Origin of the sequence: Pseudomonas sp. NY15437 (assembly GCF_048068435.1) — a bacterium.
Taxonomy (GTDB): domain Bacteria; phylum Pseudomonadota; class Gammaproteobacteria; order Pseudomonadales; family Pseudomonadaceae; genus Pseudomonas; species Pseudomonas nitroreducens_B.
On the sequence record NZ_JBLUQC010000005.1, the window covers coordinates 151,336 to 175,453 of the forward strand.

The window sequence follows — 24,118 nt, forward strand, 5'->3', positions numbered from 1 at the left end:
CTTAATCGGGCGACCTGCTTCCGGAGCCTGCCATGAGCCGTTTCGCTGCCGAATCCGCTTGCCTGCCCGCCACGCCCGACGCCTTGCGCGCCCTGATCGAGCAGCGCCGCGCGGTGCGCCGTTTCCTCGCCGAGCCGGTGCCCGACGCGGTCCTGCGCGACTGCCTGGAGCAGGCGGTGCTGGCACCCAATGCCTGCAACCTGCAGCCGTGGAGTTTCCAGGTGATCCGCGATGCCGAGCTGCGACGGCAGCTGGTGCCGGTGTGCCTGGGACAGAACGCGGCGCGCACGGCGCCGGTGCTGATCGCCGTGCTGGCGCGCCCGGACACCTGGCGCGAGTCCTGTGCGGCGATCCTCGACCAGTGGCCGGAGCCGCAGGTGCCGGACAAGGTGCGCGACTTCTACCAGCGCACCGCGCCGTTCCAGTACAACCAGGGCGCATTGGGCCTGCGCGGCTTGTTCAAGCGCGCGCTCTACGCGGTGGTCGGCCTGCGCCGCGCGCTGATGCGCCAGCCCAACAGCCACGCCCAGATGCGCCTGTGGGCGGTGAAGTCCACCGCGCTGGCGGCGCAGAACCTGATGCTCGCCCTGCAGAGCCACGGCTACGCCACCTGCCCGATGGAAGGCTTCGACGAAGTGCGGCTGCGCAAGGTGCTGCAGATACCCCCGCGCGCGGTGCCGATCATGCTGCTGGCCGCCGGGCGGGCCGCCGACAATGGCGTCTACAACCCGCGCCTGCGTTTCCCGCTGGAACAGCGCGTCAGTTGGCACTGAGCGCATCGGGGCGCGTCAGCACGCCCATGCGCCCGCCGCCGAAGGACCAGTCGTCCGCCTCGCTGGTGGTGATCTGCACCATCACGTCCTCGCTGGCGATGCCCAGCCGCTCGCCCAGCAGTGCGTTCAATCGGCGGTAGAACGCCTGCTTGGTCTGCGAGTCCCGCGGGCGCCCGATGGTGATGGCGATCAGCACGAAATCGTCGCTGCGCGGGCCGCCCAGGTAATGGCGGTTGAAGACGAATTCCTCCGCCTCGTGCTGGTGGATCATCACGAACTGGTCGCCCTCGGGCACGTTGAAGGCGTTGTGCATGGCGTCGTAGACGGTGTCGGCGAGTTCGCGCAGGTACTTGGCTTGCTTGCCCTTGCGCAGGGAGATGCGGACGGTCGGCATGGTGTCATTCCTCTTCGAGACGGTTGAGAGCGGAAGCGGCCGTCGGCCAGCCGCTGTAGAACGCCAGGTGGGTGATCAGCTCGACCAGTTCCTCGTGGGTCAGACCGTTGTCGCGCGCCAACTGCAGGTGAAACGGCAACTGCTCCAGGCGCCCCATCGCCACCAGAGCGGCGACGGTGGCCAGGCTGCGCTCCCGGGGCTTGAGCTGGGGGCGTTGCCAGAGATCGCCGAACAACACCTCGTCGGTGAGCTGCGCCAGTTTCGGCGCCCGGCGATGCAGGTCGGGGGACGCCTGGGGTGGAAATGCCATGGTGCCGTTCCTCTTCTGTGGCTTGACGAGTTCAGGCTAGCTCGGCAAGTTGATTCGGAAAATCAGGAAATATTTGATCGATAGTTCGAATAATTGGGATGGTTGCCATGGCGCGCGTGAACTTCGACCTGGATGTACTGCGGACTTTCGTCACCGGCATCGAGCTGGGCAGTTTCGCTCGCGCGGCGGATCGCCTGGGGCGCTCCACGTCTGCGGTCAGCGCCCAGTTGAAGAAGCTCGAGGAGCAGGCCGGCACCCCGGTGCTACGCCGCGAAGGGCGGGGCATGGCGCTGACCGAAGCGGGCGAGACGCTGCTGGCCTACGCCCGCCGCCTGCTGGAGTTGAACGACGAAGCGGCCGGTGCCCTGCGCGGCGGCGCACTGGAAGGCCGGGTGCGCCTCGGCCTGCAGGAAGACTTCGGTGAAACCCTGCTGCCCGCCGTGCTGGCGCGCTTCGCCCGCGCCCACCCAAAGGTGCGTATCGAAGTGCGCACGGCGCGCAACCAGCAGCTCATCGACGGCGTGCGTGATGGCGCGCTCGACCTGGCGCTGGCCTGGGAGACCGGCGAGCGCACGGCGCACATGGAACGCATCGGCGCGGTGGCGCAGTGCTGGATCGGCGCGCCCGATGCGCTGCCGGCCCCCGGCGCGCAGCCGTTGCCGCTGGTGATGCTGGAGGCGCCGTGCCTGCTGCGCAGTGCGGCCACCGCCGCGCTGGATCGGGCCGGCATTGCCTGGCGCGTGGCGTTCACCAGCGCCGGCTTGTCCGGTATCTGGGCGGCGGTCGGGGCGGGGCTGGGCATCGGCCTGCGCACGCCCATCGGCTTGCCGGCCAGCGTCGCGCGGCTGGATGCCGAGCGCGCCGGCCTGCCGGCGATGGCACCGCTGGGCCTGTGCCTGCACCGTGGCGACGCCGAGCCGGACCCGGTGGTCGAGCGTTTGCGCGAGCTGCTCCAGGAAGGTGTCGCTGAACTGCTGGACAGAACGCCTGCATAGCCCGGCAACGTGCCGATCCATTTCTGACGGAAAATCACTGCGATCAATGGTGCTGGCAAAAGCGAGACGACCGGTCATATTCTTGCGCCCATGAACAGCATCCGACTCGACAAGCGCGACCTGATCCTCGCCAAGGGCTCCCTGGCGATGACCCGCAGCGGCTACCACGGTACCGGCGTGCAGGACATCGTCCAGGCCGCCGGCATCCCCAAGGGCTCCTTCTATCACTACTTCCAGAGCAAGGAAGATTTCGCCCTGCAGGCGCTGGAGCACCTGTATGCGCCGCGCCTGGCCCGCTACGCCGAGGCGCTCGGCAACCCGGCGCTGGGGCCGCGCGCGCGCATCCTCACCTATTACCGCGAACTGCTGGCGCACTTCGCCCGCCAGGAGAAGCTCGAGTACCACTGCTTCATCGGCAGCCTGAGCTTTGAAATGGCCGAACTGTCACCGGCCATCGCCGAGCGTGTGGACGGCATCCTGCAGCAGTCCATCGACACCCTGCGCGCCTGCCTGGCCGACGCCCAGCGCGCCGGTGAGTTGCCGGCGACGGAGAACGTCGAGTCCCTCGCCGAGTTCATCGGCAACGCCTGGCAGGGCGTGCTGGCGCGGATGAAAGTCAGCGCCTCGCTACGGCCTGTGGAACGTTTTATCGAGCGCCTGGAGCACCTGCTTCAGGCCTGAACTGCCTGAGTCATCCCAACCTTCATCGGCCTTTTTATCCAAGAATGAGACGACCGGTCGCCTGGTCGTCATGGAGACTGCAATGACTGCATCCGTCGATACCCTGTTCTCGCCCTTCCGCCTGGGCGGCCTGGAACTGCCTACCCGCGTCGTGATGGCGCCGATGACCCGCAACTTCTCCCCGGGCGGCGTTCCCCACGCCCAGGTGGTGGAGTACTACCGCCGCCGCGCCGCCGCTGGCGTCGGCCTGATCGTCACCGAAGGCACCACGGTCAACCACAAGGCCGCCAACGGCTACCCGAACGTGCCGCGCTTCCATGGTGAAGATGCCCTGGCCGGCTGGAAGCAGGTGGTCGATGCCGTGCACGCCGAAGGCGGCAAGATCGTCCCGCAGCTGTGGCACGTCGGCGCTGTGCGTCGCCTGGGCACCGAGCCGGACGCCAGCGTTCCGGGCTACGGCCCCAGCGGCAAGGAAAAGGACGGCACCGTGCTGGTCCATGAGATGACCAAGGATGATATCCAGGACGTCATCGCCGCCTTCGCCCAGGCCGCCCGCGACGCGAAGGCCATCGGCATGGATGGCGTGGAAATCCACGGCGCCCACGGCTACCTGATCGACCAGTTCTTCTGGGACGGCAGCAACAAGCGCACCGACGAGTACGGCGGCAGCCTGGCCAACCGTTCGCGCTTCGCCATCGAGCTGATCCAGGCCGTGCGCGCGGCGGTGGGCCCGGACTACCCGATCATCTTCCGCTTCTCCCAGTGGAAGCAGCAGGACTACAGCGCCCGCCTGGTGCAGACCGCCGAGGAGCTGGAAGCCTTCCTCAAGCCGCTGTCGGATGCCGGCGTGGACATCTTCCACTGCTCCACCCGCCGCTTCTGGATTCCGGAATTCGAAGGTTCCGACCTCAACCTGGCCGGCTGGACCCGCCAGCTCACCGGCAAGCCGACCATCACCGTCGGCAACGTCGGCCTGGATGGCAGCGAGTTCCTGGCCTTCTTCGGCAACACCGAGGAAGTCGCCCAGCCGTCGGGCATCGATGGCCTGCTGGAGCGCCTGAACAAAGAAGAGTTCGACCTGGTCGCCGTCGGTCGCGCCCTGCTGGTCGACCCGGACTGGGCGGTGAAAGTGCGCGACGGCCGCCTGGCCGACATCAAGCCGTTCAGCCGCGAGGCGCTGACGTCGCTGGCCTGATTCGCGCAGTGAAATGAAAAAGCCCCTGGCGCCGACGGTGCCAGGGGCTTTTTCGTGTGCCGAACCGTTCGCGCGGACGCTCGTTGTAGGAGCGGGCCATGCCCGCGATCGCGCGCATGGCGCGCTCCTACAGGTCAGCTCCGGCATTTCCCGCGCCTCCCGTTCTAACCGGCAGTCTGCGCTTCATTTATGGTAGTGCATAAATTTCTTGAATGGTCTGAAAGCACCGTCCTAGGCGTTTACAAATCTTTTCCGAGACCCACCTTTCCGCATGCTGACTTCCCAGTCCGAAACGGGCAGAGTATGACCGCGTTCACACAACAATAGGCCGGGAGACGGCCATAGGAGTAAGACATGCGGATCGGCTTGGTGGTCGATGCAACCTGCGACCTTCCCCCGGAATTTCTTGCTGCCAACAACATTCGCGTGCTGCCCATCGGTATCCGCGTGGGCGAGCGTCGCATCATCGATGACCGCGATCCCGACACCACCCTCCGCTTCTATTCCCAGGACCTGCCCAAGGTCGGCCCCGAAGACGGCAGCGAACCGCTGACGCCGGCGCAGACCCATGACTGGTTCCTCGAGCAACTGGTCACCGACTTCGACTACGTGATCTGCCTGACCGTGACCCGCCAGCGCAGCCCGATCTTCGAGAACGCCACCCAGGCCTCCTTCAGCCTGCTGCAGAGCTACAAGGAACGCCGCGCCGCTGCCGGCATCGCCGGGCCGTTCGCGCTGCGGGTGATCGACAGCCAGACGGTGTTCGCCGGTCTTGCCGTGCTGGCCGCCGAAGGCGTGCGCCTGCTCGGCGAAGACCAGCATCCCAACGCCGTGCGCACCCGCCTGGAACAGCTCAGCCAGCAGATGAACACCTTCCTGGTCGCCAGCGACCTGGGGCACATCCGTCGCCGCGGCTTCCAGAAGGGCGACCGCAGCAGCATCGGTGACCGTCTGCGTGGCGCCTTTCTGGGCATCGGTTCGATGCTCGACATGAAACCGGTGCTCAGCCTGGTGCAGGGCGAGGACAAGCCGGTATCGGTGTCGCCGAACTACGAGAAATCCGCCGAGCGCCTGCTCAACTTCGCCCGTGCGCGGGTCGAGGCGGGCGAGTTGCTGGCCCCGCAGATGTGCCTGAGCTATGCCGGCGACCCGTCCGCCCTGCGCGATCTGCCCGGTTTCGCGGCGCTGGAGGATGCCTGCGAGGCGAAGGGCATCCAGGTGCACCTGGCGATGCTCAGCCCCACCGGCGGCATCAACCTCGGCGCCGGCGCCATGAGCCTGTCGTTCGCCGCCGAGCCCAAGCCGTTCGCCTGATCGCTACTTGTGCGCTTCAGGATGGCCCAGGCCGCCAGGGTTCCTCCCCGGCAACGCGGTGCGGCAGGCTTCCTGCAGATACCCTTCGAAGCGCTCGATGACCGTGTCCCACGCCTGGTGAATGGCGTGGTGACGCGCGTTCAGGCGCACCCGGCGCAGGCGCTCGGGGTCCTCCAGCAGCCAGCTCGCCGCCTCGAAGAAGCTCTGGTCCTCGCCCGGCACGCCGAGCACGCCGTTGTGCCCATGGCGGATGTGCTGGCCGGCCGCGGCCTGGTCGAAGGCCACCACGGCCAGGCCTGAGGCGAGCGCTTCGAGCACCACGTTGCCGAAGGTTTCCGACTGGCTGGGAAAGAGGAACAGGTCGCCGCTGGCGTAGTGCCGGGCCAGTTCCTCGCCGCGCTGCAGACCGCAGAACAGCGCATCCGGCAACTCCTTGCGCAGCGCGTTGCGTTGCGGGCCGTCGCCGACGATCACCAGGCGCAGCCTGAGTTGCGGGTGCGCCGCGCACAGCGCGCGAAAGCTGCTGCCCAGCAGCGACAGGTTCTTCTCCGCCGCCAGCCGGCCGACGTGCAGCACGGCGATGTCGCGCTCGCCCAGCCCCCATTCGCGGCGCAGCGCTTCATCGCGCCGGGCGGGGTTGAACAATTGGCTGTCGACGCCGCGCGACAGCTGCGCCAGGCGCTCGAAGCCGCGCCGCTGCAGTTCCAGGGACTGGCTCGCACTGGGCACCAGGGTCTGCTGGGTGCGGTTGTGGAACCAGCGCAGGTACAGGGTCACCAGGCGCATCAGCGGGCCGAAGCCGTAGTGCGCGCTGTACTGCTGGAAATTGGTGTGGAAGCCGCTGATCACCGGGATGTGCAAACGCCGCGCGGCGCGCAGGGCGGCCAGCCCGAGCGGGCCTTCGGTGGCGATGTAGAGCACGTCCGGGCGCAGGTTCTTCCAGTGGCGCAATAGCTTGTGCAGGCACGACTGGCCCCATTGCAGGCCGGGGTAGCCGGGCAGCGGCCAGCCGCGGGTCAGCACCAGCTCGCTGTCGCTGTGGCGGCCTTCGTCGCCCTGCTGTCGCGGGCGCACGACCTGGATCTGGTGGCCGAGACGCAACAGCCCTGACGCCAGGCGGCCGAGGGTGTTGGCCACACCGTTGATTTCCGGTGGAAAGGTTTCGCTGATCAGCGCAATGCGCAGGGGAGTCGTGGTCATGCTCGCAGTGTCACGGCGCGCGGTGGCGCGCCGATGACAGTGCGATGATCGATCGGTGACAGCCGCTCAGCTGCGGCGCCCGGTCATTTCACCAGGGCGTTTTCGCCGCCTTCGCGCACCCAGAACAGCACCGCGCCGGCCACGGCGGCGGGCATGGCGACCAGGTTGACCACCGGGATCAGCAGCGCCAGGTAGGTGATGCCGCCAAAGCCCATGCACGCCCAGCGCTTGCTGCGCAGCCAGGCGAGCATCTCGTTCCAGCCCAGCTTGTGGTTGTCCGCCGGGTAGTCGATGTACTGCACGGCCATCATCCACACGCCGAACAGCAGCCACAGCGGGGTGGCGATCAGGTTCAGGCCGGGGATCAGGCTGAGGATGAACAGGCCGATGGCGCGCGGCAGGAAGTAGCCGAGCTTGCGCAGTTCGCGGCCGATGGTGCGCGGCACCATGGCCATCAGCTCGGCCCAGCTGAAGGCGGGAAAATCGTCCTTGCCGCGCACCACCACTTCGACCTTCTCCGCGAGGAAGCCGTTGAACGGCGCGGCGATCAGGTTGGCCAGCAGGGTGAAGGTGAAGAACACGATCAGCAGCACCAGCACGACGAACAACGGCCAGAGGATGAACTGCAGGAAGCTCAGCCACTCGGGCAGGGTCGGCATCAGGGCGTTGACCCAGTGGCTGAACTGGTTGACGGCGAAGCCGATCAGGCCGACGAACAGCAGGATGTTGATGCTCAGGGGCAGCAGGACGAACAGCCGCAGGCCGGGGCGCATCATCAGTTTCAGGCCTTCGCTGAGGTATTGCGGGCCGCTCAGGGTGGACATCGGCATCTCCAGGGTTGAACCGTAGGCGACCTTAGCAGACCCGGCGGACGGCCGGCGAGCCGTCTGTTTTGCCGAGTATGTGTTCTCGCGCCGATGCTCAGGCCGCCGTGTAGCGGTGGCAGCGGTTGCGTTCCTGCTTGGCCTGGTACATGGCGATGTCGGCGGCGCGGGTGAGGGCGTCGGCGTCGCCGGCGTCCTGCGGGTAGAGAGCGATGCCGATGCTGGGGGTGACGAAGTCGATCACCTGGCCGCCCAGGTGGTAGGGCGTGCCGAGCACGGCCAGCAGGCGCAGGCCCAGGGCGTCGGCCTGGTCCGGTTCGGCGTTCTCCAGCAGCACGGCGAACTCGTCGCCACCCAGGCGGAAGGCCTGGTCCGGCTGGCGCAGGCTGCCGCGCATGCGTTCGCCGACGGTACTGAGCAGGGCGTCGCCGATGGCGTGGCCGAAGCGGTCGTTGACCTGCTTGAAGCGGTCCAGGTCGATGTACAGCAAGGCCACCCGGTTGCTGTTGGCGATCGCCCGTGGCAGTTGCTCGTTGAAGGCCTTGCGGTTGCCCAGTTGGGTGAGGGTGTCGCGAAAGGCCAGGTCCAGGAGCTGCTTCTGGTACGCCACCTGGTCGCTGATGTCGCGCAGGATGCCGCGGAAGCCCTGGAATTCGCCCTGGGCGTCGCGGATCGCCGAGAGTCGCGTCTCGCAGTTGACCAGCCGGCCGTCGCGGCGCTTGAAGGGCGCGGAGAAGGTGGTTTCCTGTTCGTCGTCGCGGGCCTGCTCGTAGAGACTGCGGGCGCGCAGCAGGTCCGCCTCCTGCAGCAGGATGCCGAAATGCTGGCCGCCCAGTTGCTCGGCGCTGTAGCCGAGCATGCGGCACAGCGCCGGGTTGAGGGTGCGGATGATGCCGTGGGTGTCCATCTCGAAGAAGCCGTCGCGGATCGCATCGAGAATCGCCCGGTCGCGCGCCTCGCTCTGTTCCAGGCGGTCGAGCATGTCGTTCATTTCGTGGGCGAGCTGGCCCAGTTCGTCCGCGCCCTGCGGGCTCAGGCGCGAGGGCGTGTCGTCCTGGCCGATGACCGCAACCTCGCGGTTCATGGTGGTGACGCGGCGGATGATGCGGAACTCCAGGGCCACGTAGGCGAGCAGGATGGCGCCGCCGAGCAGGGCGAGGGTCAGGTAGAGGAACAGGCGCACGGCCTGCTGCCCCTGCTGGTACAAGGGGCGCGGGCTGGTGAGTTCCAGGCGCAGCTGCGGCCGGCCGAGGGAATCGAGGTAGAGCAGCGACATCTGCTGGCTGTTCTCGTCCAGCAGGCGCCGCGGACTGATCAAGGTGGCGCCGCGCCCGGTGGGGATGTTGAGGGTGCGCCAGTCGTTTCCTTTCACCTCGTCCTGCACCAGGCGCAGGCTCGCGCCCATCTGCGTCTGCAGGTTGGACATGCGCTCCTGGTCGAGCAGCACGCCAACGATCACCGCACCGGCGGGCTCGGCGGTGCCGGCGGTGTTGCTGATGGGATAGCTGAGCAGCAGCTGCGGGATGCCGTCGATCTGCAGCAACTGGTCGAGACTGTGGCGCGGGTCGCCATCGATCTTCAGCGCGCCCAGTTCCAGGGCCGTGCGCAGGATGTTCCGGCGCAGCTGGTCAGGCGTGGGCACCGGTTGTTGGGGGAAGCGTTTGCCCAGTTCGTCGAGCTTCCACTGCTGGGCGAGGATCTGGCCGCTGCGGTCGACGTAGAGGACGTAGTCGAAGCCGAGGATGCCCAGCAGGTCCTGGTCCAGGTTGTCCTCGACGAAGCGCGACTGCGGCTGGTGCATGAACTGGTAGCTGGCGTCCCACCAGGCGTAGCTGTGGACGATGTCGAGGTTGCGCTGTTTCTCGTAGGCGACGCGGTTATGCACGATGCGCACCTCGTCGGCCAGGCGCTGGCGGTCGCCGCGGTCGAAGCGGTCGAGCAGGATCATGTCCGACAGCAGCCAGACCCCGCCGAGGCTCGCGACGAACAGGGGCAGGCACAGCCACAGCAGGCGGGCGCGAAGGTTCATGGTGGTTCGGGTGACCTTTTTTCTTGAGTCTAGCCATCCAGGCACGTGGGTGCCCGCTGCATAGGGGCAGCCTATGGAGGGCATTGAGATTGGGCATTTCAGCAGGACGCGGTGGCGGCGGTAAGCTGCGCGCCATCTGCTATCGAACGAGTTCGAGGGTCGATCCGCCGCACCCTGACCTATCTCAAGGAGCGACGGGCGACTGCGGAAATCCCTGACTTATCTCAAGGGATTTCCAGCGTTCTGCAGGACAATGCGAACTGTGACTTGGGTCACACCGCATTGCCCACGGTCTCCGGGCCATGCGGACCGCGCAAGAAACCTTTACGTGGAGCTGCCGCCCTCCCAACCTTCCCCCTGGTGCTTTGGCAGCTCCCTTTTCTTTGCCCGACTCATCCACCTCAGCACTGGAGACTGTCATGTCCGATCGTCACGCGCGCGTCATCATTCTGGGTTCCGGGCCCGCCGGCTATAGCGCCGCGGTCTATGCCGCCCGCGCCAACCTCAAGCCGTTGCTGATCACCGGGATGCAGGCGGGCGGCCAACTGACCACCACCACCGAAGTCGACAACTGGCCGGGCGACCCCCACGGCCTGACCGGCCCGGCGCTGATGCAGCGCATGCAGGAGCATGCCGAACGCTTCGAGACCGAGATAGTCTTCGACCACATTCACGCCGTGGATCTGGCTGGCAAGCCCTTCGTGCTCAAGGGTGACAGCGGCACCTACAGCGCGGACGCGCTGATCATCGCCACCGGCGCCAGCGCCCGTTACCTGGGGTTGCCGTCGGAAGAGGCGTTCATGGGCAAGGGCGTATCCGCCTGCGCCACCTGCGACGGCTTCTTCTACCGCAACCGCGAGGTGGCCGTGGTGGGCGGCGGCAACACCGCCGTGGAGGAGGCGCTGTACCTGGCCAACATCGCCAGCAAGGTCACCCTGGTGCACCGCCGCGAGAGCTTCCGCGCCGAGAAGATCCTGCAGGACAAGCTGCGGGCGCGCATCGCCGAAGGCAAGATCGAGCTGCGCCTGAATGCCCAGGTGGAGCAGGTGCTGGGCGACGACATGGGCGTTACCGGCGTGCGCCTGCGCCACAACGATGGCGAGACCTCGCAGCTGACCGTCGATGGCCTGTTCGTCGCCATCGGCCACACGCCCAATACCTCGCTATTCGAAGGCCAACTGGCGCTGAAGGACGGCTACCTGGTGGTCAACGGCGGCCGTGACGGTAACGCCACCGCGACCAGCATTCCCGGTGTCTTCGCCGCCGGCGACGTGGCCGACCACGTCTACCGCCAGGCGATCACCTCCGCCGGCGCCGGCTGCATGGCCGCGCTGGATGTGGAGCGTTACCTGGATTCCCTGTAACGGCCCGAAGAGCCGGCGTGCAGGAAGGGGCCCCGCTTGCGGGGCCTTTTTCTTGCCCATTCGGATACTTCGTAGGAGCGAGCTTGCTCGCGAACCTGCCAGGCACGGTGCGGGACTCGTTCGCGAGCAAGCTCGCTCCTACCATATTTGGCGCCATGCGTACTGCCGAACCGACGCCCATTCAGCTCCCGGCACCGATCCCCATTGTAGGAGCGGGCCATGCCTGCGATCGCGCCCGCGGCGCGCTCCCACAGGGGAGCTCCGGTCCGATGTTCCAAGAAAAAAGCCCCGCTAATGCGGGGCTTTTTCATGGAGCGGAAGAACCTCAGCCGCGACGCGACAGCGGTTGGCGTTCGAAGTTGACGCCGGCCAGGCCGGTGACCTGCAAGGCACGGATGTTGGCATGGTCGGTGCCTTCGGGATTGTCGCGCACGGCGCGGTAGTGCTCGCCGAAGGCCAGCAGCGACTCTTCCTCGCTCAGCCCCTCGAGAATGGCAAAACCCAGGGTTTTGCAGGAACCTTCGTTCTGCCCGGCGGGGTTTTCCACGCTGCCGTTGGTGAAGGCGCTGGGGGTGTAGCTGTAGTGCTCGGCGATGTACGCCAGGGTATCGGTGAACAGGTGCTGCTCGCTGCGCAGGCGCGAGCGGAAATCGTTGAGGGTCATCAAGGCAAACTCTTAGTGTTTCTTCGCGTTATCGAAGGCCGCCTGTTGTTCGGGCGAGGCGTCCGTCTGGTACTTGGCCTTCCATTCGGCGTAAGGCATGCCGTAGATCTCTTCGCGGGCCTGGTCGGGGCTGACCGGCAGGCCCATGTCGTCCGCCGCGGCCTTGTACCACTTGGACAGGCAGTTGCGGCAGAACCCGGCAAGATTCATCAGATCGATGTTCTGCACGTCCTTGCGGGTCCGCAGGTGCTGCACCAGGGTGCGGAACGCGGCGGCTTCCAGTTCGGTGCGCTGCTCGTCGGTCAGGTTCATCGGCTCGGTCATGGCAGGTTTCTCACTGTGGCGCATCGCAGGCGCATGGCGGGGCTGGCGAGATTCTAAGAGGCGGGCGATCTGCCAGCAACGCCCGTTGGCCGACTGGCACGGGCGTGCAGGGTGGCAGGCGTGGCTCAGCGCTGGGCGGCCAGGGCGATGGATACCGACTCGGCGAAGCGCAGGGCGTGGGGCTTGTCCACTTCCACTTCGGCGTAGCGCACGGCCGGGTTGGCCATGACCAGGTCGAGCAGTTCCTGGGTCAGCCGCTCGAGCAGGGCGAAGCGGTTTTCCTCGACGTGGGCGATGATCGCCTTGGTGATGGTGCGGTAATTCAGCGCGTGCTCGATGTCGTTGACCTGCACCGCGTCGGCCGCCGGGTAGAGGATGGTCAGGTTGATCAGCACATCCTGCTTGTTGAGGATTTCCTCTTCCTTGATGCCGATGTAGGTGCGTACGCGCAGGTCCTTGACCCGAATTCGCGCCATGCCCGGCTGCAATTGCGTCATGTCACTTGCTCCGTCCGATCAGTTGCAGGAATTCCTGGCGGGTGGTGTTGGAGGCGCGGAAGGCGCCGAGCATCACCGAGGTGTTCATCACCGAGTTCTGCTTCTCCACCCCGCGCATCATCATGCACATGTGCTGCGCCTCGATCACCACCGCCACGCCGGCGGCGCTGGTGACCTGCTGGACCGCCTCGGCGATCTGCCGGGTCAGGCTTTCCTGGATCTGCAGGCGGCGCGCGAACATGTCGACGATGCGCGCCACCTTCGACAGGCCCAGCACCTTGCCGGTGGGAATGTACGCCACGTGGGCCTTGCCGATGAAGGGCAGCAGGTGGTGTTCGCACAGCGAGTACAGCTCGATGTCCTTGACGATGACCATTTCGTCATTGTCCGAGGCGAACAACGCGCCGTTGACGATTTCCTCCAGCGTCTGGCCGTAGCCGTGGCAGAGGTACTGCATGGCCTTGGCCGCGCGCTTGGGCGTGTCCAGCAGGCCTTCGCGGGTCGGGTCTTCGCCGAGCCCCTTGAGAATCTCACGATACTGGTGAGACATGTCGTCGATCATGGTGGGAGTTCCTCGCGCCCGCGCCGGGCGGGTCATTTGAGATGCCGGCCGCCGTTGACGGTGAGGGTAGTGCCGGTCACGTAGGGGCTGTCGAGCAGGTAGCGCACGCTCTGGTAGATCACGTCCGGGCCGGGCTCGATGCCCATGGCGGATTTCGCCAGGGTGCGGGCGCGGTAGGCGTCGTCGTCGCCTTCGTTGAACAGGATCAGTGCCGGCGCGATGCCGTTGACCTTGATGCGCGGCGCAAGGCTGGCGGCGAAGGACAGGGTGAGGTTGTCCAGGCCGGCCTTGCTCGCGCAGTAGGCGATGCGGTTGGCGCTGCCCTTGCGGGCGACGTCGTCGGAAAGGTGGATGATGTCCGCCGGGGCGCCGCGTGCGGCGGCGTCGCGTTCGAGCAGCGGCGCGCAGCGCAGGTTGATCAGGTAGGGCGCGAGCATGTGCAGGCGGAACAGCGATTCGAAGACCTGGGCTTCTTCGCCGGGCGTGTCGCCGATCCACGCCGAGGCGTTGTGGATGATCGCGCGCAGGCGCTCGGTGCGGGCGCTCAGCTCGTCGATGAAGGCGAGGATGCCGGCCTCGTCGGCCAGTTCGGCGTGCAGGCAGGTGGCGCCCAGTTCGCGCAGTTCGGCGATGCCAGGCTTGTCCTGGCGATAGGTGACGATCACCGGCTGACCCTCCTGCAGCAGGCGCTTGGCGCAGTGCAAGCCGATACGCTGGCTGGCGCCGGTGATCAGGATGGGGGCTGGGGTCTGGCCCATGCGCGCCTCGCGAATATCCACTGGGGGGCGCCGCGGCGGACAATGTCCTAGCGGCCGGGTAGGGCAAAACTATACCAGCCCCGGCGCGGTGCGGCACGGATGGGGCATAATGGGCGGCCTTGTCTTGCCTTGTGGGAGTGAACATGAAAGTCGCCATTGTGTCCGGCTCGGTCTACGGCACCGCCGAAGAAGTCGCGCGCCACGCCAAGCGCCTGCTCGAAGCCGCCGGTTTCGAGGCCTGGTACGACCCGCGCGCCACCCTGGACGCCATGCTCGCCTTCGCCCCCGAGGCCTTCCTGGTGGTGACCGCCACCACCGGAATGGGCGATTTGCCCGACAGCTTCCAGCCGCTGTTCCACAGCATCCGCGACCGCCTGCCGGCCGACTGGCGCGGCCGCCCCGGCGCCGTGCTGGCGCTGGGCGATTCCAGCTACGGCGATACCTACTGTGGGGGCGGCGAGCAGGTGCGCGAGCTGTTCGCCGAATTGGGCGTGCGGGAAGTGGTGCCCATGCTGCGCCTGGACGGCAGCGAGACGGTGGACCAGGAAACCGACTCCGAGCCGTGGCTGGCCGAGTTCATCGCCGCGCTGAAGGCCTGATGCATCCCCGCGCCCGTTACCTGATCGACACCCTGCAGCTCGCCCCGCACCCCGAGGGCGGCTTCTACCGGCGGGTGTTCGAATCGCGGCTGGCGGATGCCGGCGGACGGCCGCAATCATCGGCGATTCTCTTCCTGCTGCCGGCGGGCACCGTCAGCCGCTGGCACCGGGTGGACGCCGACGAGCTCTGGCACTTCCACGAAGGCAGCGCGCTGGAGTTGTTGATCGCCGAGCAGCCGGACGCCGCCGTGCGCCGCGAGGCGCTCGGCCCGGTGGGCGAGGGCAGCCTGCCGCAACGCGCCGTGCCCGCCCATGCCTGGCAGGCCGCGCGCTGCCAGGGCGATTACGTGCTGGTGGGCTGCACCGTGTCGCCAGCTTTCGAGTTCGCCGGCTTCAGGTTGCTCGCCGACGATAGCCAGGCGCAGCGTGAATGGCCGCGCCTGATGGAGTTCACCGATCTGCTCTGAGGGACAAGGATGATCCCGGTACCGCTGTTTTCCCCGGCCCTGCTGGTCACGCTCGGCGTGTCCGCCCTGGCCGTTCTGGTCCTGCTGCTCTGGCTGCTGGTGCTGTGTCTGTTTCGCTCCGCGCGCCAGTGGTGGGCGCGCCATCGTGTCGTCAGCTGGAGCCTGCTGGTCGTGCTGCTGGTGCTCTGCCTGCCCCAGGCCTACATGGCGTACGTCTGGCAGGTGGTCAGTAGGGAGAGCCGGCAGGAACAGGCGGCCCGCCACCCGACGCTCAGCGAGCCGGCACGCATCCGCGGTATCGACGTGCCGGCCGGCACGCGCCTGTCGTTGCCCAGCTCCCATGACTGGCAGGCTGCTGATGAGGTCGAGTTCCCGGCGCCGACACCGGTTCACGGGATTGCCGCGCTCGCCGTGCGCTTCAGTTCCACCTGGGACGACCAGGCACCGGCGGTGGAGTTGCCTGTCCACGAGTTGCGCCTTGCCGCGCCCGTCACGGTCGATGGCTGGCACTGCGGGCCGGAGGCGCCGCTGCGCCTGGCGGTGCGCGCGGAGTCGGACATCCTGCTGATGGGCTGCCAGCTGGCGGCGGGCAATCGCGTGGCCGGCCTGGATATCCCGCCGGGCAGCGAGCTGATGCGCTACACCACCACCTACGGCGATGGCCTGCGCGACCCGGATGTCTGGCGCATCGACGTGCACGCGCCACTGCAACTGGCACAGCTACCGCTGTCGGGCGTCACGTTGCTGCTGGGCGGCGAGCGCACACTGTTCGGCTTCGAGAGCGCCAACCTCGCGCGGGAATTCACTCTGGGCGGGATGAGCTATCCCGCCGGCACCCAGGTGCAGTCGGTCAACCGCACCCTGCGCGACCGCGCGCCTGGCGCCTGGCTGTTCACCCCGGTGAATGGCGAGGTGGCGCGCCGTGCGGACGGCGGAACGGTTACGGAAGGCATGACGGTGGTCCAGCAGCCCGACGGGCGCATCGAGGGCGAGTTGCCCAACGATCAGGCCGGCGTGATCGTTTTCGACACCTTCGATTTCTCGTCGGAGGATTCGGGTTCGTAAGCCCGCCTGCGCCGCTGAGGCATCGCCTTCGCGGCAATCGACAGGCAGCGCGGCGGATAACGCTAGCGCGTTATGCGCCCTACGGAGGGGCGCAGGCCCCGCGCCCACCGTAGGACCGAGGGGGCGCCTGGCTCTTGCTCGCGAATCCTCCCTAACGCCGGCCCGACCGGCGGATCGCGGGCATGGCCCGCTCCTACAGGTCAGCGCTGGTGCGCTTTTCGTAGGACCGAGGGGGCGCCTTGTCCTTGCTCGCGAGCCATCGTCACGCTGAGCTTTCGGGATGCAGCGGCATTTCCACCATCAGCGCCAGCCAGGCTTTGGCGGCATTCGACAGGTAGGCATCGCGGCGCCAGATGAAGCTGATGTCCCAGCGCAGGTCCGGCTGGCTCAGCAGCACGCGCACCAGCCCCGGTCGCTCCAGGTCCTTTGCCACCACCCGCGGCAACAGCACCGCGCCTTGCCCGGCGGCGACCAGCGCGCCGAGGAAGTCCGCCTGCCCGCTGCGGCCGCCTTCCTTGGGTTCGAAGCCGGCGTCGCGGCAGGCGCGCAGCAGGCGGTCGTTGAGGGTGAAGCTCTGCTGGTAGAGCAGGAAGGGCGTGTCGGAGAGTTCCGCCAACTCCAGGCTCTCGCGGGCGGCCAGTGCGTGGCCCGACGGCAGCAACACGTCCAGCGGTTCGTTGCAGAAGGGTTGCCAGTCGAAGCCGGGGTCGTCCGGGGTGAGGCCGCCGCCCAGTTCCAGTTCGCCGCTTCTGACCATCTCCTCCATGGTCTTGCTGCCGCCCTCGATCAGGTGCACGTCGATGTTCGGGTAGCGCCGCCGGTATTCGGCGAAGCGCCCGGCGAACAGCGCGTCGGCACCCAGCAGCGGCAGGCCCAGGCGCAGCTCGCCGCGGTGCAGGTGGGTGAGGTCGTCCAGTTCGGTGCGCAATTCACGGCGCAGCCGCAGCATGTCTTCGGCGCGGCGCAGCACCACGTCGCCGGCGGCGGTCAGGCGGATGTGCGGGCCGCTGCGCTCCAGCAATTGCACACGCAGGCTCTGCTCCAGTTGTGCGACCTGCTTGCTCACCGCCGACTGGCTGGCGTTCAGGTGCACCGCCGCCTGGGTGAAACTGCCGTGGCGCACGACTTCGGCGAAGGTGCGCAGTTGCTTGAATTCCATTCTGGAATGGCTCCGATTCGATCTATTCGCTTTGGGGATGATAGGCGCGGGAGTAGGCTTTGCACCATTCCCAACCGATTTTCTTCATCCGCTCAACGCACCGAGATCGCCGCCATGTTCCGCCGTGCCGCCCGCCTGATCTTCGAACTCGCCGTCCTCGCCGCCTTCTGGTGGATCGGCGGCTGGATCGCCGCCCTGACCGGGCTGCCGGTGCCGGGTAGCGTCATCGGGCTGGCGCTGCTGCTGGTGCTGTTCGCCTGCGGGGCGATCCGCCCGGCCCTGCTGCAGGGCGGCGCCGGCCTGTTGCTGGCGGAGATGCTGCTGTTCTTCATCCCCGCGCTGATGAGCCTGCTCGACTACGGCCCGCTGCTGCGCAGCGAGGGCTGGAAGATTCTGCTGGTGATCACCGCCAGCACCGTGATGGTGATGCTTTCCACCGCCCTGGCGGTGGAGTGGATGTGCCGCTGGAGATCGCGCCATGAGCCTCGATAAGCAAGCCCTGTTCTGGTTGGCCGTCACCCTGGGCGGTTACCTGCTCAGCCGTACCCTCTACCGCCGTTTCCAGCAGTACTGGCTGTCGCCCATCGTCTTCGTGCCGGTGTTGCTGTTCGCCCTGGCGATTCCGCTGCAGGTCCGTTACGCCGACTATGCCCGCGACACCAGTTGGCTGGTGGCGCTGCTCGGCCCGGCCACCGTGGCCTTCGCCATCCCCATCTGGCAGCAGCGCGCCTTGCTCGCCCGCCATTGGCCGGCGCTGCTGACCGGCATGCTGGCCGGCTCGAGCATGGCCATCGGCAGTTCCTGGGCGCTGGCCCACGCGCTGGCGCTGGACGGCCAGGTGACGCTGTCGCTGATCCCGCGCTCGATCACCACGCCGTTCGCCATGGAGATGTCCCACGACCTGGGCGGTGTGCCGGCGCTGACCGCGGCCTTCGTGATGATCACCGGGGTGTTCGGCGCGATGATCGGCGGCGTGCTGATGAAAATGCTGCCGCTGCGCTCCGCCCTGGCCCGCGGCGCGCTGCTGGGCGTGGGCGCCCACGGTGCGGGCACCAGCCGGGCTTACGAATTCGGCGGTGAGGAAGGCTCGGCGGCCGGCCTGCTGATGGTCCTGACCGGGCTGTTCAACCTGCTGCTGGCGCCGCTCCTGGCCTGGTGCCTGTAAGCGACGCTCAGCTCAGCTCGTAGGCGTCGAGCATGCGCGAGGTCTCGGCGGGGGAGTTGAACATCATCACGTCGATGATCGACAGGCCCGCCTCGAAGGTCGGGCGCTTCTGGTCATAGGGGCGCAGCTTGGGCTCCTGGAAGCGCAGGGTCAGCCCGGCATTGCGGTACTTGCTGCGGTCGAAGAAGCTCTGGCCGCCCGGCGGGTTCCAGTACTCCTCCACGCCACCCAGCGCCTTGCAGATGTTCAGCGCCCATTCGTCCGGCGCGGTCGGCCGCTCCATCGACAGCTCCATCTGCGACAGCACCGGCATGCGGCGGGCAAAGCCCAGGTAGGCGCAGGTCGCCTCCAGGGTGGTCTTGTTCACCGAGACGATGTCCTCGAAGGGGTGGTCCAGCGCGGCGGCGATCATTTCCCGCACGTCGCGGTAGTAGGGCGCGACCTTGCGGTACACATCCAGTTGCGAGAACAGGGTGCGGCGCCAGTCCTGGCGGTTGTCCAGGCGCACGTCCCTGATCAGCGCGTGGCGGTGGTGCTTGATCCGCGGCACGCGGATGTAGGACCAGCCGGCCTGGTGCTTGAGGATGCGGTTGCGTTCGATCCAGCCGTGGTGGATGTACTGCACGGTGTCGAACAGGACGAACAGGTCGGTGTGCTTGATCAGGCTGAAGTAGCCCAGGTAGGGAAAGAAATAGGGCTGCATGATGGCGGTTCGTTTCACGTCGGCTGCCTCGTTGGCCGAACTGGAGTCTCCTCCCGACTCCCGGGTACTGCTTGAGCGCGGTGCAAAAGTCGAACGCGTTGCAAAAGATATTGCGAAATGTTTCCAGCTGGGGCGAAGACGCCGGAGACGGCGCCGGGGCAGGCATGAAGATCAGGCACGCTTCCGCCAGTCCTGACCTGCGAGCGGGCTGCCGCAGCGTCTGGATAGCGCTGTTGGAGGGAGTCGCCGGGCGCTGCGCAATGCGGGCGCGGCTGAAACCGGCTTTGCCCACTATAGGTGGGGAAATTGCCCGCGCAAGGCGAATCATCGCCCCGTGCTTATGGCGGAACATTCGCCGGACGTTGTCAGGGGCAACTGTCAGTTCCGTGAGAGTCGATTCGCCGCCACGCTGACTAGACTGCGCCATCGAACAACAACAACGAAGAGGCTACCGATCATGCACGCCGCTCACCCGCTGCCCACCGTGAACGTCAGGGACCAGGTCTCCGCCGCCGAATGGCAGACCCGCGTCGACCTCGCCGCCTGCTACCGGCTGATCGCCCTGCAGGGCTGGGACGACCTGATCTTCACGCACATCTCCGCCAAGGTCCCCGGCACCGAGGACTTCCTGATCAACCCCTACGGCATGATGTTCCATGAGATCACCGCGTCGAGCCTGGTGAAGGTGGACCTGTCGGGCAAGAAACTGATGGACAGCCCCTACGACATCAACCCGGCGGGCTACACCATCCACAGCGCCATCCACGAAGTGCGCCACGACGTCGAGTGCGTGCTGCACACCCACACCGCCGCCGGCATCGCCGTCTCCGCGCAGAAGCAGGGCCTGCTGCCGATTTCCCAGCAATCGCTGTTCGTCCTGTCCAGCCTCGCCTACCACGGCTACGAGGGCGTGGCGCTCAATCACGACGAGAAGGCGCGGCTGCAGGCGGACCTGGGCGAAGCCAACTTCATGATCCTGCCCAACCACGGCCTGCTGACCTGCTCGGGCACCATCGCCGATACCTTCCTGATGATGTTCACCCTGCAGCGCGCCTGCGAGATCCAGGTGCTGGCCCAGGGCGGCGGCGCGGAGCTGATCCTGATTCCGCAGCCGATCCTCGATGGCGCCCGCGCCATGGCCGCGGCGGTGACCAAGAGCAAGCAGGGCATGGGCGGCGCGCTGGCGTGGCCGGCGCTGCTGCGCAAGCTGGACCTGCAGAACCCCGGCTACCGCGACTGATGGCGCTGGCCGGCATCGCCCTGCGCGACTGGCGCGCGCAGGGCAGCGACTTCACCTTCCGCGGCCACGGCATTCGATACTGGAGCGCCGGCACCGGCGCTCCGCTGCTGCTGGTGCACGGTTTCCCCACGGCGTCCTGGGACTGGAACCTCCTCTGGCAGCCGCTGACCGAGCGCTACCGGGTGATCGCCTGCGACATGCTCGGCTTCGGCGACTCGGCCAAGCCCAGGGGCCACGACTACCGCATCCTCGAACAGGCCGACCTGCAGCAGGCGCTGCTGGAGCACCTGGGCGTGCGCGAGCCGGTGCACCTGCTGGTGCACGACTACGGCAACAGCGTCGGCCAGGAACTGCTGGCGCGCCACGAGGAGGGCGGTTTCGCCCTGGCGTCGCTGGCCTTTCTCAACGGCGGACTGTTCCCGGAGACCCACCGCGCGGTGCGCTCGCAGAAGCTGCTGCTCAGCCCCCTCGGTGCGCTGTTCGGCCGGCTGTTCGACCGCCGCCGCCTGGCGCAGAACTTCGCCATGGTGTTCGGCCCGCAGACCCAGCCGACCGAGGCGGAGCTGGATGCCTTCTGGGAACTGATCCGCCACAACGACGGGCCGCGCGTCATGCACCGGCTGATCCACTACATCCTCGACCGGCGCCAGCATCGCGAACGCTGGGTGGGGGCGATGCAGCGCACGGCGGTGCCGCTGCGCCTGATCGACGGCCCCGAAGACCCGATCTCCGGCGCGCACATGGTGGCGCGCTACCGCGAGCTGATACCGCAGCCGGATACCGTCGAGCTGCCCGGCGTCGGCCACTACCCGCAGGTGGAGGCGCCGGAACAGGTGCTACAGCACTATCTGGTGTTCCGACAGGAAAGGGCGCCGTAGGTACGGACCGATCCGCCTGCAGTTTCGGAACTGACTGATAGAGCGGCCAGCAGTGGCAGCGGTAGCTTCCCCGGTTTTTGCCAGCCGGAGGTCGCTGTCATGCCACTCAGAGCCGTCATTCCCGTCCGCCAGCCGCAGGGTTCGCTGCTGTACCGGGCGCTGCTGCACCTGCGCCGGGACTTCGCCTTCGTCGCGGTGCCCCTGCTGCTCGCGCTGCTGGGCGTGTGTGCCGCCGGCTTCTACTACGCCTGGATCACGCAGAACTGGGTGCCCGCCGCCCTGGGCCTGCTGGCGCTGCTGCCGGCCTTCGGCCTGCTGCTGTTCTGGAGCGAGTACGACTGGTGGCTGTTCAAGCTCGGCCCGCGTGACGACCTGAACATGCCCATGCGCTGACCGATCATCCCCAGGCCTTATCGCGCACCATTCAGCCACGGTCGTCTTGGTTGTGACCGCATCGTGACTGCCGGACACTCGGGAAAAAACCATCCTGCCTGGAGCCCTAATCATGAGTGATGCCCTGCATTTCGACGGAAAAGTCGTGATCGTTACCGGCGCCGGTGGCGGCATCGGCCGCGCCCATGCGCTGCTGTTCGCCAAGTACGGTGCCAAGGTAGTGGTGAACGACCTGGGCGGTAGCACCCATGGCGAAGGCGCCAATGCCTCGGCGGCGGATCGCGTGGTCGCGGAAATCCGCGAAGCCGGCGGCACCGCCATCGCCAACCATGACTCGGTGACCGATGGCGAGAAGATCGTCCGCCAGGCCATCGAAGCCTTCGGCCGCATCGACGTGGTGGTGAACAACGCAGGCATCCTGCGCGACAAGACCTTCCACAAGATGGAAGACGCCGACTGGGACCTGGTCTACAAGGTCCACGTCGAAGGCGCCTACAAGGTGACCCGCGCCGCCTGGCCGTTCATGCGCGAGCAGGGCTATGGCCGGGTGATCTTCACCTCGTCCACCTCCGGCATCTACGGCAACTTCGGCCAGAGCAACTACGGCATGGCCAAGCTGGGCCTCTACGGCCTGACCCGCAACCTGGCCATCGAGGGCCGCAAGAACAACATCTTCGTCAATGCCATCGCCCCCACTGGCGGCACCCGCATGACCGAAGGCCTGATCCCGCCGCAGGTGTTCGAGGCGCTCAAGCCCGAGCTGGTCAGCCCGCTGGTGGTGTACCTGGGCAGCGAAGCCTGCCAGGAGACGTCCGGCCTGTTCGAAGTGGGCGGCGGCTGGATCGGCAAGGTGCGCTGGGAGCGCAGCCTGGGCGTGGGCTTCGACCCGCGCGAGGGCTACAGCGTCGAGGACGTGGCGGCCAACTTCGCGCAGATCTGCAACTTCGACAACGCCGTGCACCCCAAGGACAACGTCGAGGCGCTGCGCGAGATGATGGCGAACCTGCAGAAATACGCCGGCTGATCCGGCCAGCCTGACCGGCGGAACGGCCAGCGGGGCTGTTCCACGGCGGCGAACGCAGTAAGGTTGAAAGGGCCGGCGCATGCCGGCCCTTTGCGTTTCTGCTTCCGGCCCGAGGAGTTCGCCATGAGCGTGATAATCCAGAAGAACGGCCCGGTGACCACCCTGGTCATCGCCCGCCCTGCGGTGCGTAACGCCGTGGACCTGCCCACCGCCCAGGCGCTGGCCGATGCCCTGCGCGAGTTCGAACAGGACGACCAGGCCCGCGTCGCCGTGCTCACCGGCGCGGGCGGGACCTTCTGCGCGGGCGCCGACCTGGCGGCGGTGGCCGAGGGCGGCGAGCGGCGCAATCGTCTGGAAACGGAAGGCGACGGGCCCATGGGGCCGAGCCGCATGCAATTGTCCAAACCGCTGATCGCCGCCATCGAGGGCTATGCCGTGGCCGGTGGCCTGGAGCTGGCGCTGCTGGCGGACCTGCGGGTGATGGCCGAAGACGCCGTGTGCGGCGTGTTCTGCCGGCGCTTCGGCGTGCCGCTGATCGACGGCGGCACGGTGCGCTTGCCGCGCATCGTCGGCCAGGGCCGCGCGCTGGACCTGATCCTCACCGGCCGCCCGGTGGGCGCCCAGGAGGCGCTCGCCATGGGCCTGGCCAACCGCGTGGTACCCAGCGGGCAGGCGCTGGAGTCAGCCGAGGAACTGGCCCGGGAGATCGCCGAGTTCCCGCAGCGCTGCATGCTGGCCGACCGGGCGAGCGTGTTCGCGCAATGGGAACTGTCTTTCGACGTGGCGCTGGCCAACGAATTTCAGGGCGGGATGGCGGTGATCGACAGCGGCGAGACGGTGGATGGGGCGAGGCGCTTCGCCGGCGGGGCAGGGCGGCACGGGGAGTTCTGAACGCCGTGACCGTAGGAGCGAGCTTGCTCGCGAACCCGCCCAGCATCCGTGTGGCCGGTGGATTCGGTTCGCGAGCAAGCTCGCTCCTACAGGTTAAACACCTCCCATCCAACCAGCACGACCCGCTCGCTCTGCTTCGGGGGAGAGGGCGTTCAGAGTAGCCGGCGGGCTCGGTGTTTCGCTTGACGCCATACGGCTCCCTCTCCCTTCGGAGCGGGGCGCGTAGCCAGGGCTGGGGAGAGGGAAAGCCCGAGCGCCGGGCCAACCCACTACACCGGCAGCCGGATCAATCGCGCTCGATGATCACATAGGTCTTGCGCACGGTTTCCTGAATATCCCACACGCCCAGGCTGTTCTGCGGCAGCAGGAAGGCGTCGCCGGCCTGGAAGGCGATCGGCTCGCCGCCGTCCGGGGTGAAGGTGCCGCGGCCGGCGATGAAGTGGCAGAACTCCTGCTCGACGATCTGGCGGCGCCAGCGGCCGGGGGTGCATTCCCAGATGCCGGTTTCCACACGGTCGGTGCGCTCGATGGATTCCACGCGGGTCTCGGAGATCGGCTCGCCCAGGGGCACGGCCACCGGGTTGGCTTCGCCGAGTTCGGCATGCAGGGTGTTCTTCAGGTGGGTCAGTTTCATACGGGGCTCCAGTGGG

29 protein-coding genes are annotated in these 24,118 nt (G+C 67.4%); 16 read left to right on the top strand and 13 right to left on the bottom strand.

Translation table 11 applies throughout. The features are described 5' to 3' along the window. The first annotated feature begins 32 nt into the window (after positions 1-32). Positions 33-773 carry a nitroreductase family protein gene (locus ACNFIA_RS13965; RefSeq protein ID WP_416785696.1) on the top strand — a complete coding sequence of 247 codons (741 nt, stop codon included), beginning with the start codon at positions 33-35 and terminating at the stop codon, positions 771-773. On the opposite strand, the gene ACNFIA_RS13970 is transcribed toward ACNFIA_RS13965, so the two are convergent. Together ACNFIA_RS13970 and ACNFIA_RS13975 are read right to left on the bottom strand one after the other, a co-directional pair. Next, the gene (locus tag ACNFIA_RS13970; protein ID WP_416785698.1) at positions 760-1,167 is read right to left on the bottom strand and encodes a tautomerase family protein; all 408 of its coding nucleotides are present in this window, start codon (positions 1,165-1,167) and stop codon (positions 760-762) included. The two genes, ACNFIA_RS13965 and ACNFIA_RS13970, sit on opposite strands and share 14 nt — an antisense overlap. Positions 1,168-1,171: 4 nt before the next feature. Further along, on the bottom strand, positions 1,172-1,477 hold the full coding sequence (locus tag ACNFIA_RS13975; RefSeq protein ID WP_259757203.1) for a carboxymuconolactone decarboxylase family protein: 306 nt from the start codon (positions 1,475-1,477) through the stop codon (positions 1,172-1,174). A gap of 107 nt (positions 1,478-1,584) precedes the next feature. On the opposite strand from ACNFIA_RS13975, the gene ACNFIA_RS13980 reads away from it, so the two are divergent. From ACNFIA_RS13980 to ACNFIA_RS13995, 4 genes are all read left to right on the top strand, one after another. Beyond that, positions 1,585-2,472 (top strand): LysR substrate-binding domain-containing protein, encoded by an 888-nt coding sequence (locus tag ACNFIA_RS13980; protein ID WP_416785700.1) that lies wholly within the window; start codon positions 1,585-1,587, stop codon positions 2,470-2,472. A 90-nt stretch (positions 2,473-2,562) separates the two neighbouring features. After that, positions 2,563-3,153, top strand: coding sequence for a TetR/AcrR family transcriptional regulator (locus ACNFIA_RS13985; protein WP_259757201.1), 591 nt, complete (start codon positions 2,563-2,565; stop codon positions 3,151-3,153). An 82-nt stretch (positions 3,154-3,235) separates the two neighbouring features. Then, positions 3,236-4,348: an NADH:flavin oxidoreductase gene (locus ACNFIA_RS13990; RefSeq protein ID WP_416785702.1), complete on the top strand. Its 1,113-nt coding sequence runs from the start codon at positions 3,236-3,238 to the stop codon at positions 4,346-4,348. Positions 4,349-4,702: 354 nt separating this feature from the next. Then, the gene (locus ACNFIA_RS13995) at positions 4,703-5,662 is read left to right on the top strand and encodes a DegV family protein (RefSeq protein WP_259757199.1); all 960 of its coding nucleotides are present in this window, start codon (positions 4,703-4,705) and stop codon (positions 5,660-5,662) included. 3 nt (positions 5,663-5,665) lie between these two features. Here the strand turns inward: ACNFIA_RS13995 and ACNFIA_RS14000 are convergent, their stop codons facing one another. From ACNFIA_RS14000 to ACNFIA_RS14010, 3 genes are all read right to left on the bottom strand, one after another. Next, entirely contained in the window at positions 5,666-6,862 is a 1,197-nt protein-coding gene (locus ACNFIA_RS14000) for a glycosyltransferase family 4 protein (RefSeq protein WP_416785706.1), read from the bottom strand. 83 nt (positions 6,863-6,945) lie between these two features. After that, the gene (cysZ, locus tag ACNFIA_RS14005) at positions 6,946-7,686 is read right to left on the bottom strand and encodes a sulfate transporter CysZ (protein WP_416785709.1); all 741 of its coding nucleotides are present in this window, start codon (positions 7,684-7,686) and stop codon (positions 6,946-6,948) included. A 97-nt stretch (positions 7,687-7,783) separates the two neighbouring features. Then, positions 7,784-9,715: a diguanylate cyclase domain-containing protein gene (locus ACNFIA_RS14010; RefSeq protein ID WP_416785711.1), complete on the bottom strand. Its 1,932-nt coding sequence runs from the start codon at positions 9,713-9,715 to the stop codon at positions 7,784-7,786. A 419-nt stretch (positions 9,716-10,134) separates the two neighbouring features. Between ACNFIA_RS14010 and trxB the strand changes: the two genes are divergently transcribed. Beyond that, complete coding sequence (gene trxB / locus ACNFIA_RS14015) at positions 10,135-11,079, top strand: thioredoxin-disulfide reductase (protein WP_416785714.1); 945 nt, start codon at positions 10,135-10,137, stop codon at positions 11,077-11,079. 325 nt (positions 11,080-11,404) lie between these two features. On the opposite strand, the gene ACNFIA_RS14020 is transcribed toward trxB, so the two are convergent. From ACNFIA_RS14020 to folM, 5 genes are all read right to left on the bottom strand, one after another. After that, entirely contained in the window at positions 11,405-11,743 is a 339-nt protein-coding gene (locus ACNFIA_RS14020) for a HopJ type III effector protein (protein ID WP_259757194.1), read from the bottom strand. 12 nt (positions 11,744-11,755) lie between these two features. Next, entirely contained in the window at positions 11,756-12,067 is a 312-nt protein-coding gene (locus ACNFIA_RS14025) for a DUF1244 domain-containing protein (protein WP_259757193.1), read from the bottom strand. A gap of 125 nt (positions 12,068-12,192) precedes the next feature. Continuing rightward, a complete protein-coding gene (gene folX / locus ACNFIA_RS14030; protein ID WP_259757192.1) occupies positions 12,193-12,564 on the bottom strand; it encodes a dihydroneopterin triphosphate 2'-epimerase in 372 nt (123 codons plus the stop codon). A gap of 1 nt (position 12,565) precedes the next feature. Beyond that, positions 12,566-13,126, bottom strand: a complete 561-nt coding sequence (gene folE / locus ACNFIA_RS14035) for a GTP cyclohydrolase I FolE (protein WP_416785719.1) — start codon at positions 13,124-13,126, stop codon at positions 12,566-12,568. A 32-nt stretch (positions 13,127-13,158) separates the two neighbouring features. Then, on the bottom strand, positions 13,159-13,884 hold the full coding sequence (gene folM, locus ACNFIA_RS14040) for a dihydromonapterin reductase (protein ID WP_416785721.1): 726 nt from the start codon (positions 13,882-13,884) through the stop codon (positions 13,159-13,161). 143 nt (positions 13,885-14,027) lie between these two features. Here folM and ACNFIA_RS14045 point away from each other — a divergent pair, with 143 nt between their 5' ends. From ACNFIA_RS14045 to ACNFIA_RS14055, 3 genes are read left to right on the top strand one after another with little or no spacing between them, the layout of a single operon-like run. After that, positions 14,028-14,483 (top strand): flavodoxin, encoded by a 456-nt coding sequence (locus ACNFIA_RS14045; RefSeq protein ID WP_259757190.1) that lies wholly within the window; start codon positions 14,028-14,030, stop codon positions 14,481-14,483. Beyond that, positions 14,483-14,950: a cupin domain-containing protein gene (locus tag ACNFIA_RS14050; protein WP_416785724.1), complete on the top strand. Its 468-nt coding sequence runs from the start codon at positions 14,483-14,485 to the stop codon at positions 14,948-14,950. The genes ACNFIA_RS14045 and ACNFIA_RS14050 overlap by 1 nt, the downstream gene beginning before the upstream one ends. Positions 14,951-14,959: 9 nt before the next feature. Beyond that, entirely contained in the window at positions 14,960-16,015 is a 1,056-nt protein-coding gene (locus ACNFIA_RS14055) for a hypothetical protein (protein ID WP_416785726.1), read from the top strand. A 262-nt stretch (positions 16,016-16,277) separates the two neighbouring features. Here ACNFIA_RS14055 and ACNFIA_RS14060 read toward each other — a convergent pair whose 3' ends face one another. Then, the gene (locus tag ACNFIA_RS14060) at positions 16,278-17,174 is read right to left on the bottom strand and encodes a LysR family transcriptional regulator (RefSeq protein ID WP_416785729.1); all 897 of its coding nucleotides are present in this window, start codon (positions 17,172-17,174) and stop codon (positions 16,278-16,280) included. Between the two features lie 114 nt (positions 17,175-17,288). Between ACNFIA_RS14060 and ACNFIA_RS14065 the strand changes: the two genes are divergently transcribed. Continuing rightward, positions 17,289-17,666 carry a CidA/LrgA family protein gene (locus tag ACNFIA_RS14065; RefSeq protein WP_259757186.1) on the top strand — a complete coding sequence of 126 codons (378 nt, stop codon included), beginning with the start codon at positions 17,289-17,291 and terminating at the stop codon, positions 17,664-17,666. After that, complete coding sequence (locus ACNFIA_RS14070; RefSeq protein ID WP_259757184.1) at positions 17,653-18,339, top strand: LrgB family protein; 687 nt, start codon at positions 17,653-17,655, stop codon at positions 18,337-18,339. Before ACNFIA_RS14065 ends, ACNFIA_RS14070 begins: the two co-directional genes overlap by 14 nt. Positions 18,340-18,346: 7 nt before the next feature. Here the strand turns inward: ACNFIA_RS14070 and ACNFIA_RS14075 are convergent, their stop codons facing one another. Next, positions 18,347-19,060 carry a WbqC family protein gene (locus ACNFIA_RS14075; protein ID WP_416785734.1) on the bottom strand — a complete coding sequence of 238 codons (714 nt, stop codon included), beginning with the start codon at positions 19,058-19,060 and terminating at the stop codon, positions 18,347-18,349. Positions 19,061-19,499: 439 nt separating this feature from the next. Between ACNFIA_RS14075 and ACNFIA_RS14080 the strand changes: the two genes are divergently transcribed. The 5 genes from ACNFIA_RS14080 (at position 19,500) to ACNFIA_RS14100 (ending at position 23,468) form a co-directional block, all read left to right on the top strand. Next, complete coding sequence (locus ACNFIA_RS14080) at positions 19,500-20,282, top strand: class II aldolase/adducin family protein (RefSeq protein WP_259757181.1); 783 nt, start codon at positions 19,500-19,502, stop codon at positions 20,280-20,282. Then, positions 20,282-21,160 carry an alpha/beta fold hydrolase gene (locus ACNFIA_RS14085; RefSeq protein WP_416785738.1) on the top strand — a complete coding sequence of 293 codons (879 nt, stop codon included), beginning with the start codon at positions 20,282-20,284 and terminating at the stop codon, positions 21,158-21,160. Before ACNFIA_RS14080 ends, ACNFIA_RS14085 begins: the two co-directional genes overlap by 1 nt. 99 nt (positions 21,161-21,259) lie before the next feature. Continuing rightward, entirely contained in the window at positions 21,260-21,553 is a 294-nt protein-coding gene (locus tag ACNFIA_RS14090) for a hypothetical protein (protein WP_416785741.1), read from the top strand. Between the two features lie 112 nt (positions 21,554-21,665). Continuing rightward, the gene (locus ACNFIA_RS14095) at positions 21,666-22,577 is read left to right on the top strand and encodes an SDR family oxidoreductase (RefSeq protein WP_259757177.1); all 912 of its coding nucleotides are present in this window, start codon (positions 21,666-21,668) and stop codon (positions 22,575-22,577) included. 123 nt (positions 22,578-22,700) lie between these two features. Further along, positions 22,701-23,468, top strand: a complete 768-nt coding sequence (locus ACNFIA_RS14100) for a crotonase/enoyl-CoA hydratase family protein (RefSeq protein ID WP_259757176.1) — start codon at positions 22,701-22,703, stop codon at positions 23,466-23,468. 286 nt (positions 23,469-23,754) lie between these two features. Here the strand turns inward: ACNFIA_RS14100 and ACNFIA_RS14105 are convergent, their stop codons facing one another. Then, a complete protein-coding gene (locus tag ACNFIA_RS14105) occupies positions 23,755-24,102 on the bottom strand; it encodes a cupin domain-containing protein (RefSeq protein WP_259757174.1) in 348 nt (115 codons plus the stop codon). Between the last annotated feature and the right edge of the window lie 16 nt (positions 24,103-24,118).

What these genes read in the sequence shown, in the direction of transcription:
- ACNFIA_RS13965 (WP_416785696.1), top strand. Translation starts at nt 33, where the DNA reads ATGAGCCGTTTCGCTGCCGAATCCGCTTGCCTGCCCGCCACGCCCGAC.
- ACNFIA_RS13970 (WP_416785698.1), bottom strand. Translation starts at nt 1,167, where the DNA reads ATGCCGACCGTCCGCATCTCCCTGCGCAAGGGCAAGCAAGCCAAGTAC.
- ACNFIA_RS13975 (WP_259757203.1), bottom strand. Translation starts at nt 1,477, where the DNA reads ATGGCATTTCCACCCCAGGCGTCCCCCGACCTGCATCGCCGGGCGCCG.
- ACNFIA_RS13980 (WP_416785700.1), top strand. Translation starts at nt 1,585, where the DNA reads ATGGCGCGCGTGAACTTCGACCTGGATGTACTGCGGACTTTCGTCACC.
- ACNFIA_RS13985 (WP_259757201.1), top strand. Translation starts at nt 2,563, where the DNA reads ATGAACAGCATCCGACTCGACAAGCGCGACCTGATCCTCGCCAAGGGC.
- ACNFIA_RS13990 (WP_416785702.1), top strand. Translation starts at nt 3,236, where the DNA reads ATGACTGCATCCGTCGATACCCTGTTCTCGCCCTTCCGCCTGGGCGGC.
- ACNFIA_RS13995 (WP_259757199.1), top strand. Translation starts at nt 4,703, where the DNA reads ATGCGGATCGGCTTGGTGGTCGATGCAACCTGCGACCTTCCCCCGGAA.
- ACNFIA_RS14000 (WP_416785706.1), bottom strand. Translation starts at nt 6,862, where the DNA reads ATGACCACGACTCCCCTGCGCATTGCGCTGATCAGCGAAACCTTTCCA.
- cysZ (WP_416785709.1), bottom strand. Translation starts at nt 7,686, where the DNA reads ATGTCCACCCTGAGCGGCCCGCAATACCTCAGCGAAGGCCTGAAACTG.
- ACNFIA_RS14010 (WP_416785711.1), bottom strand. Translation starts at nt 9,715, where the DNA reads ATGAACCTTCGCGCCCGCCTGCTGTGGCTGTGCCTGCCCCTGTTCGTC.
- trxB (WP_416785714.1), top strand. Translation starts at nt 10,135, where the DNA reads ATGTCCGATCGTCACGCGCGCGTCATCATTCTGGGTTCCGGGCCCGCC.
- ACNFIA_RS14020 (WP_259757194.1), bottom strand. Translation starts at nt 11,743, where the DNA reads ATGACCCTCAACGATTTCCGCTCGCGCCTGCGCAGCGAGCAGCACCTG.
- ACNFIA_RS14025 (WP_259757193.1), bottom strand. Translation starts at nt 12,067, where the DNA reads ATGACCGAGCCGATGAACCTGACCGACGAGCAGCGCACCGAACTGGAA.
- folX (WP_259757192.1), bottom strand. Translation starts at nt 12,564, where the DNA reads ATGACGCAATTGCAGCCGGGCATGGCGCGAATTCGGGTCAAGGACCTG.
- folE (WP_416785719.1), bottom strand. Translation starts at nt 13,126, where the DNA reads ATGATCGACGACATGTCTCACCAGTATCGTGAGATTCTCAAGGGGCTC.
- folM (WP_416785721.1), bottom strand. Translation starts at nt 13,884, where the DNA reads ATGGGCCAGACCCCAGCCCCCATCCTGATCACCGGCGCCAGCCAGCGT.
- ACNFIA_RS14045 (WP_259757190.1), top strand. Translation starts at nt 14,028, where the DNA reads ATGAAAGTCGCCATTGTGTCCGGCTCGGTCTACGGCACCGCCGAAGAA.
- ACNFIA_RS14050 (WP_416785724.1), top strand. Translation starts at nt 14,483, where the DNA reads ATGCATCCCCGCGCCCGTTACCTGATCGACACCCTGCAGCTCGCCCCG.
- ACNFIA_RS14055 (WP_416785726.1), top strand. Translation starts at nt 14,960, where the DNA reads ATGATCCCGGTACCGCTGTTTTCCCCGGCCCTGCTGGTCACGCTCGGC.
- ACNFIA_RS14060 (WP_416785729.1), bottom strand. Translation starts at nt 17,174, where the DNA reads ATGGAATTCAAGCAACTGCGCACCTTCGCCGAAGTCGTGCGCCACGGC.
- ACNFIA_RS14065 (WP_259757186.1), top strand. Translation starts at nt 17,289, where the DNA reads ATGTTCCGCCGTGCCGCCCGCCTGATCTTCGAACTCGCCGTCCTCGCC.
- ACNFIA_RS14070 (WP_259757184.1), top strand. Translation starts at nt 17,653, where the DNA reads ATGAGCCTCGATAAGCAAGCCCTGTTCTGGTTGGCCGTCACCCTGGGC.
- ACNFIA_RS14080 (WP_259757181.1), top strand. Translation starts at nt 19,500, where the DNA reads ATGCACGCCGCTCACCCGCTGCCCACCGTGAACGTCAGGGACCAGGTC.
- ACNFIA_RS14085 (WP_416785738.1), top strand. Translation starts at nt 20,282, where the DNA reads ATGGCGCTGGCCGGCATCGCCCTGCGCGACTGGCGCGCGCAGGGCAGC.
- ACNFIA_RS14090 (WP_416785741.1), top strand. Translation starts at nt 21,260, where the DNA reads ATGCCACTCAGAGCCGTCATTCCCGTCCGCCAGCCGCAGGGTTCGCTG.
- ACNFIA_RS14095 (WP_259757177.1), top strand. Translation starts at nt 21,666, where the DNA reads ATGAGTGATGCCCTGCATTTCGACGGAAAAGTCGTGATCGTTACCGGC.
- ACNFIA_RS14100 (WP_259757176.1), top strand. Translation starts at nt 22,701, where the DNA reads ATGAGCGTGATAATCCAGAAGAACGGCCCGGTGACCACCCTGGTCATC.
- ACNFIA_RS14105 (WP_259757174.1), bottom strand. Translation starts at nt 24,102, where the DNA reads ATGAAACTGACCCACCTGAAGAACACCCTGCATGCCGAACTCGGCGAA.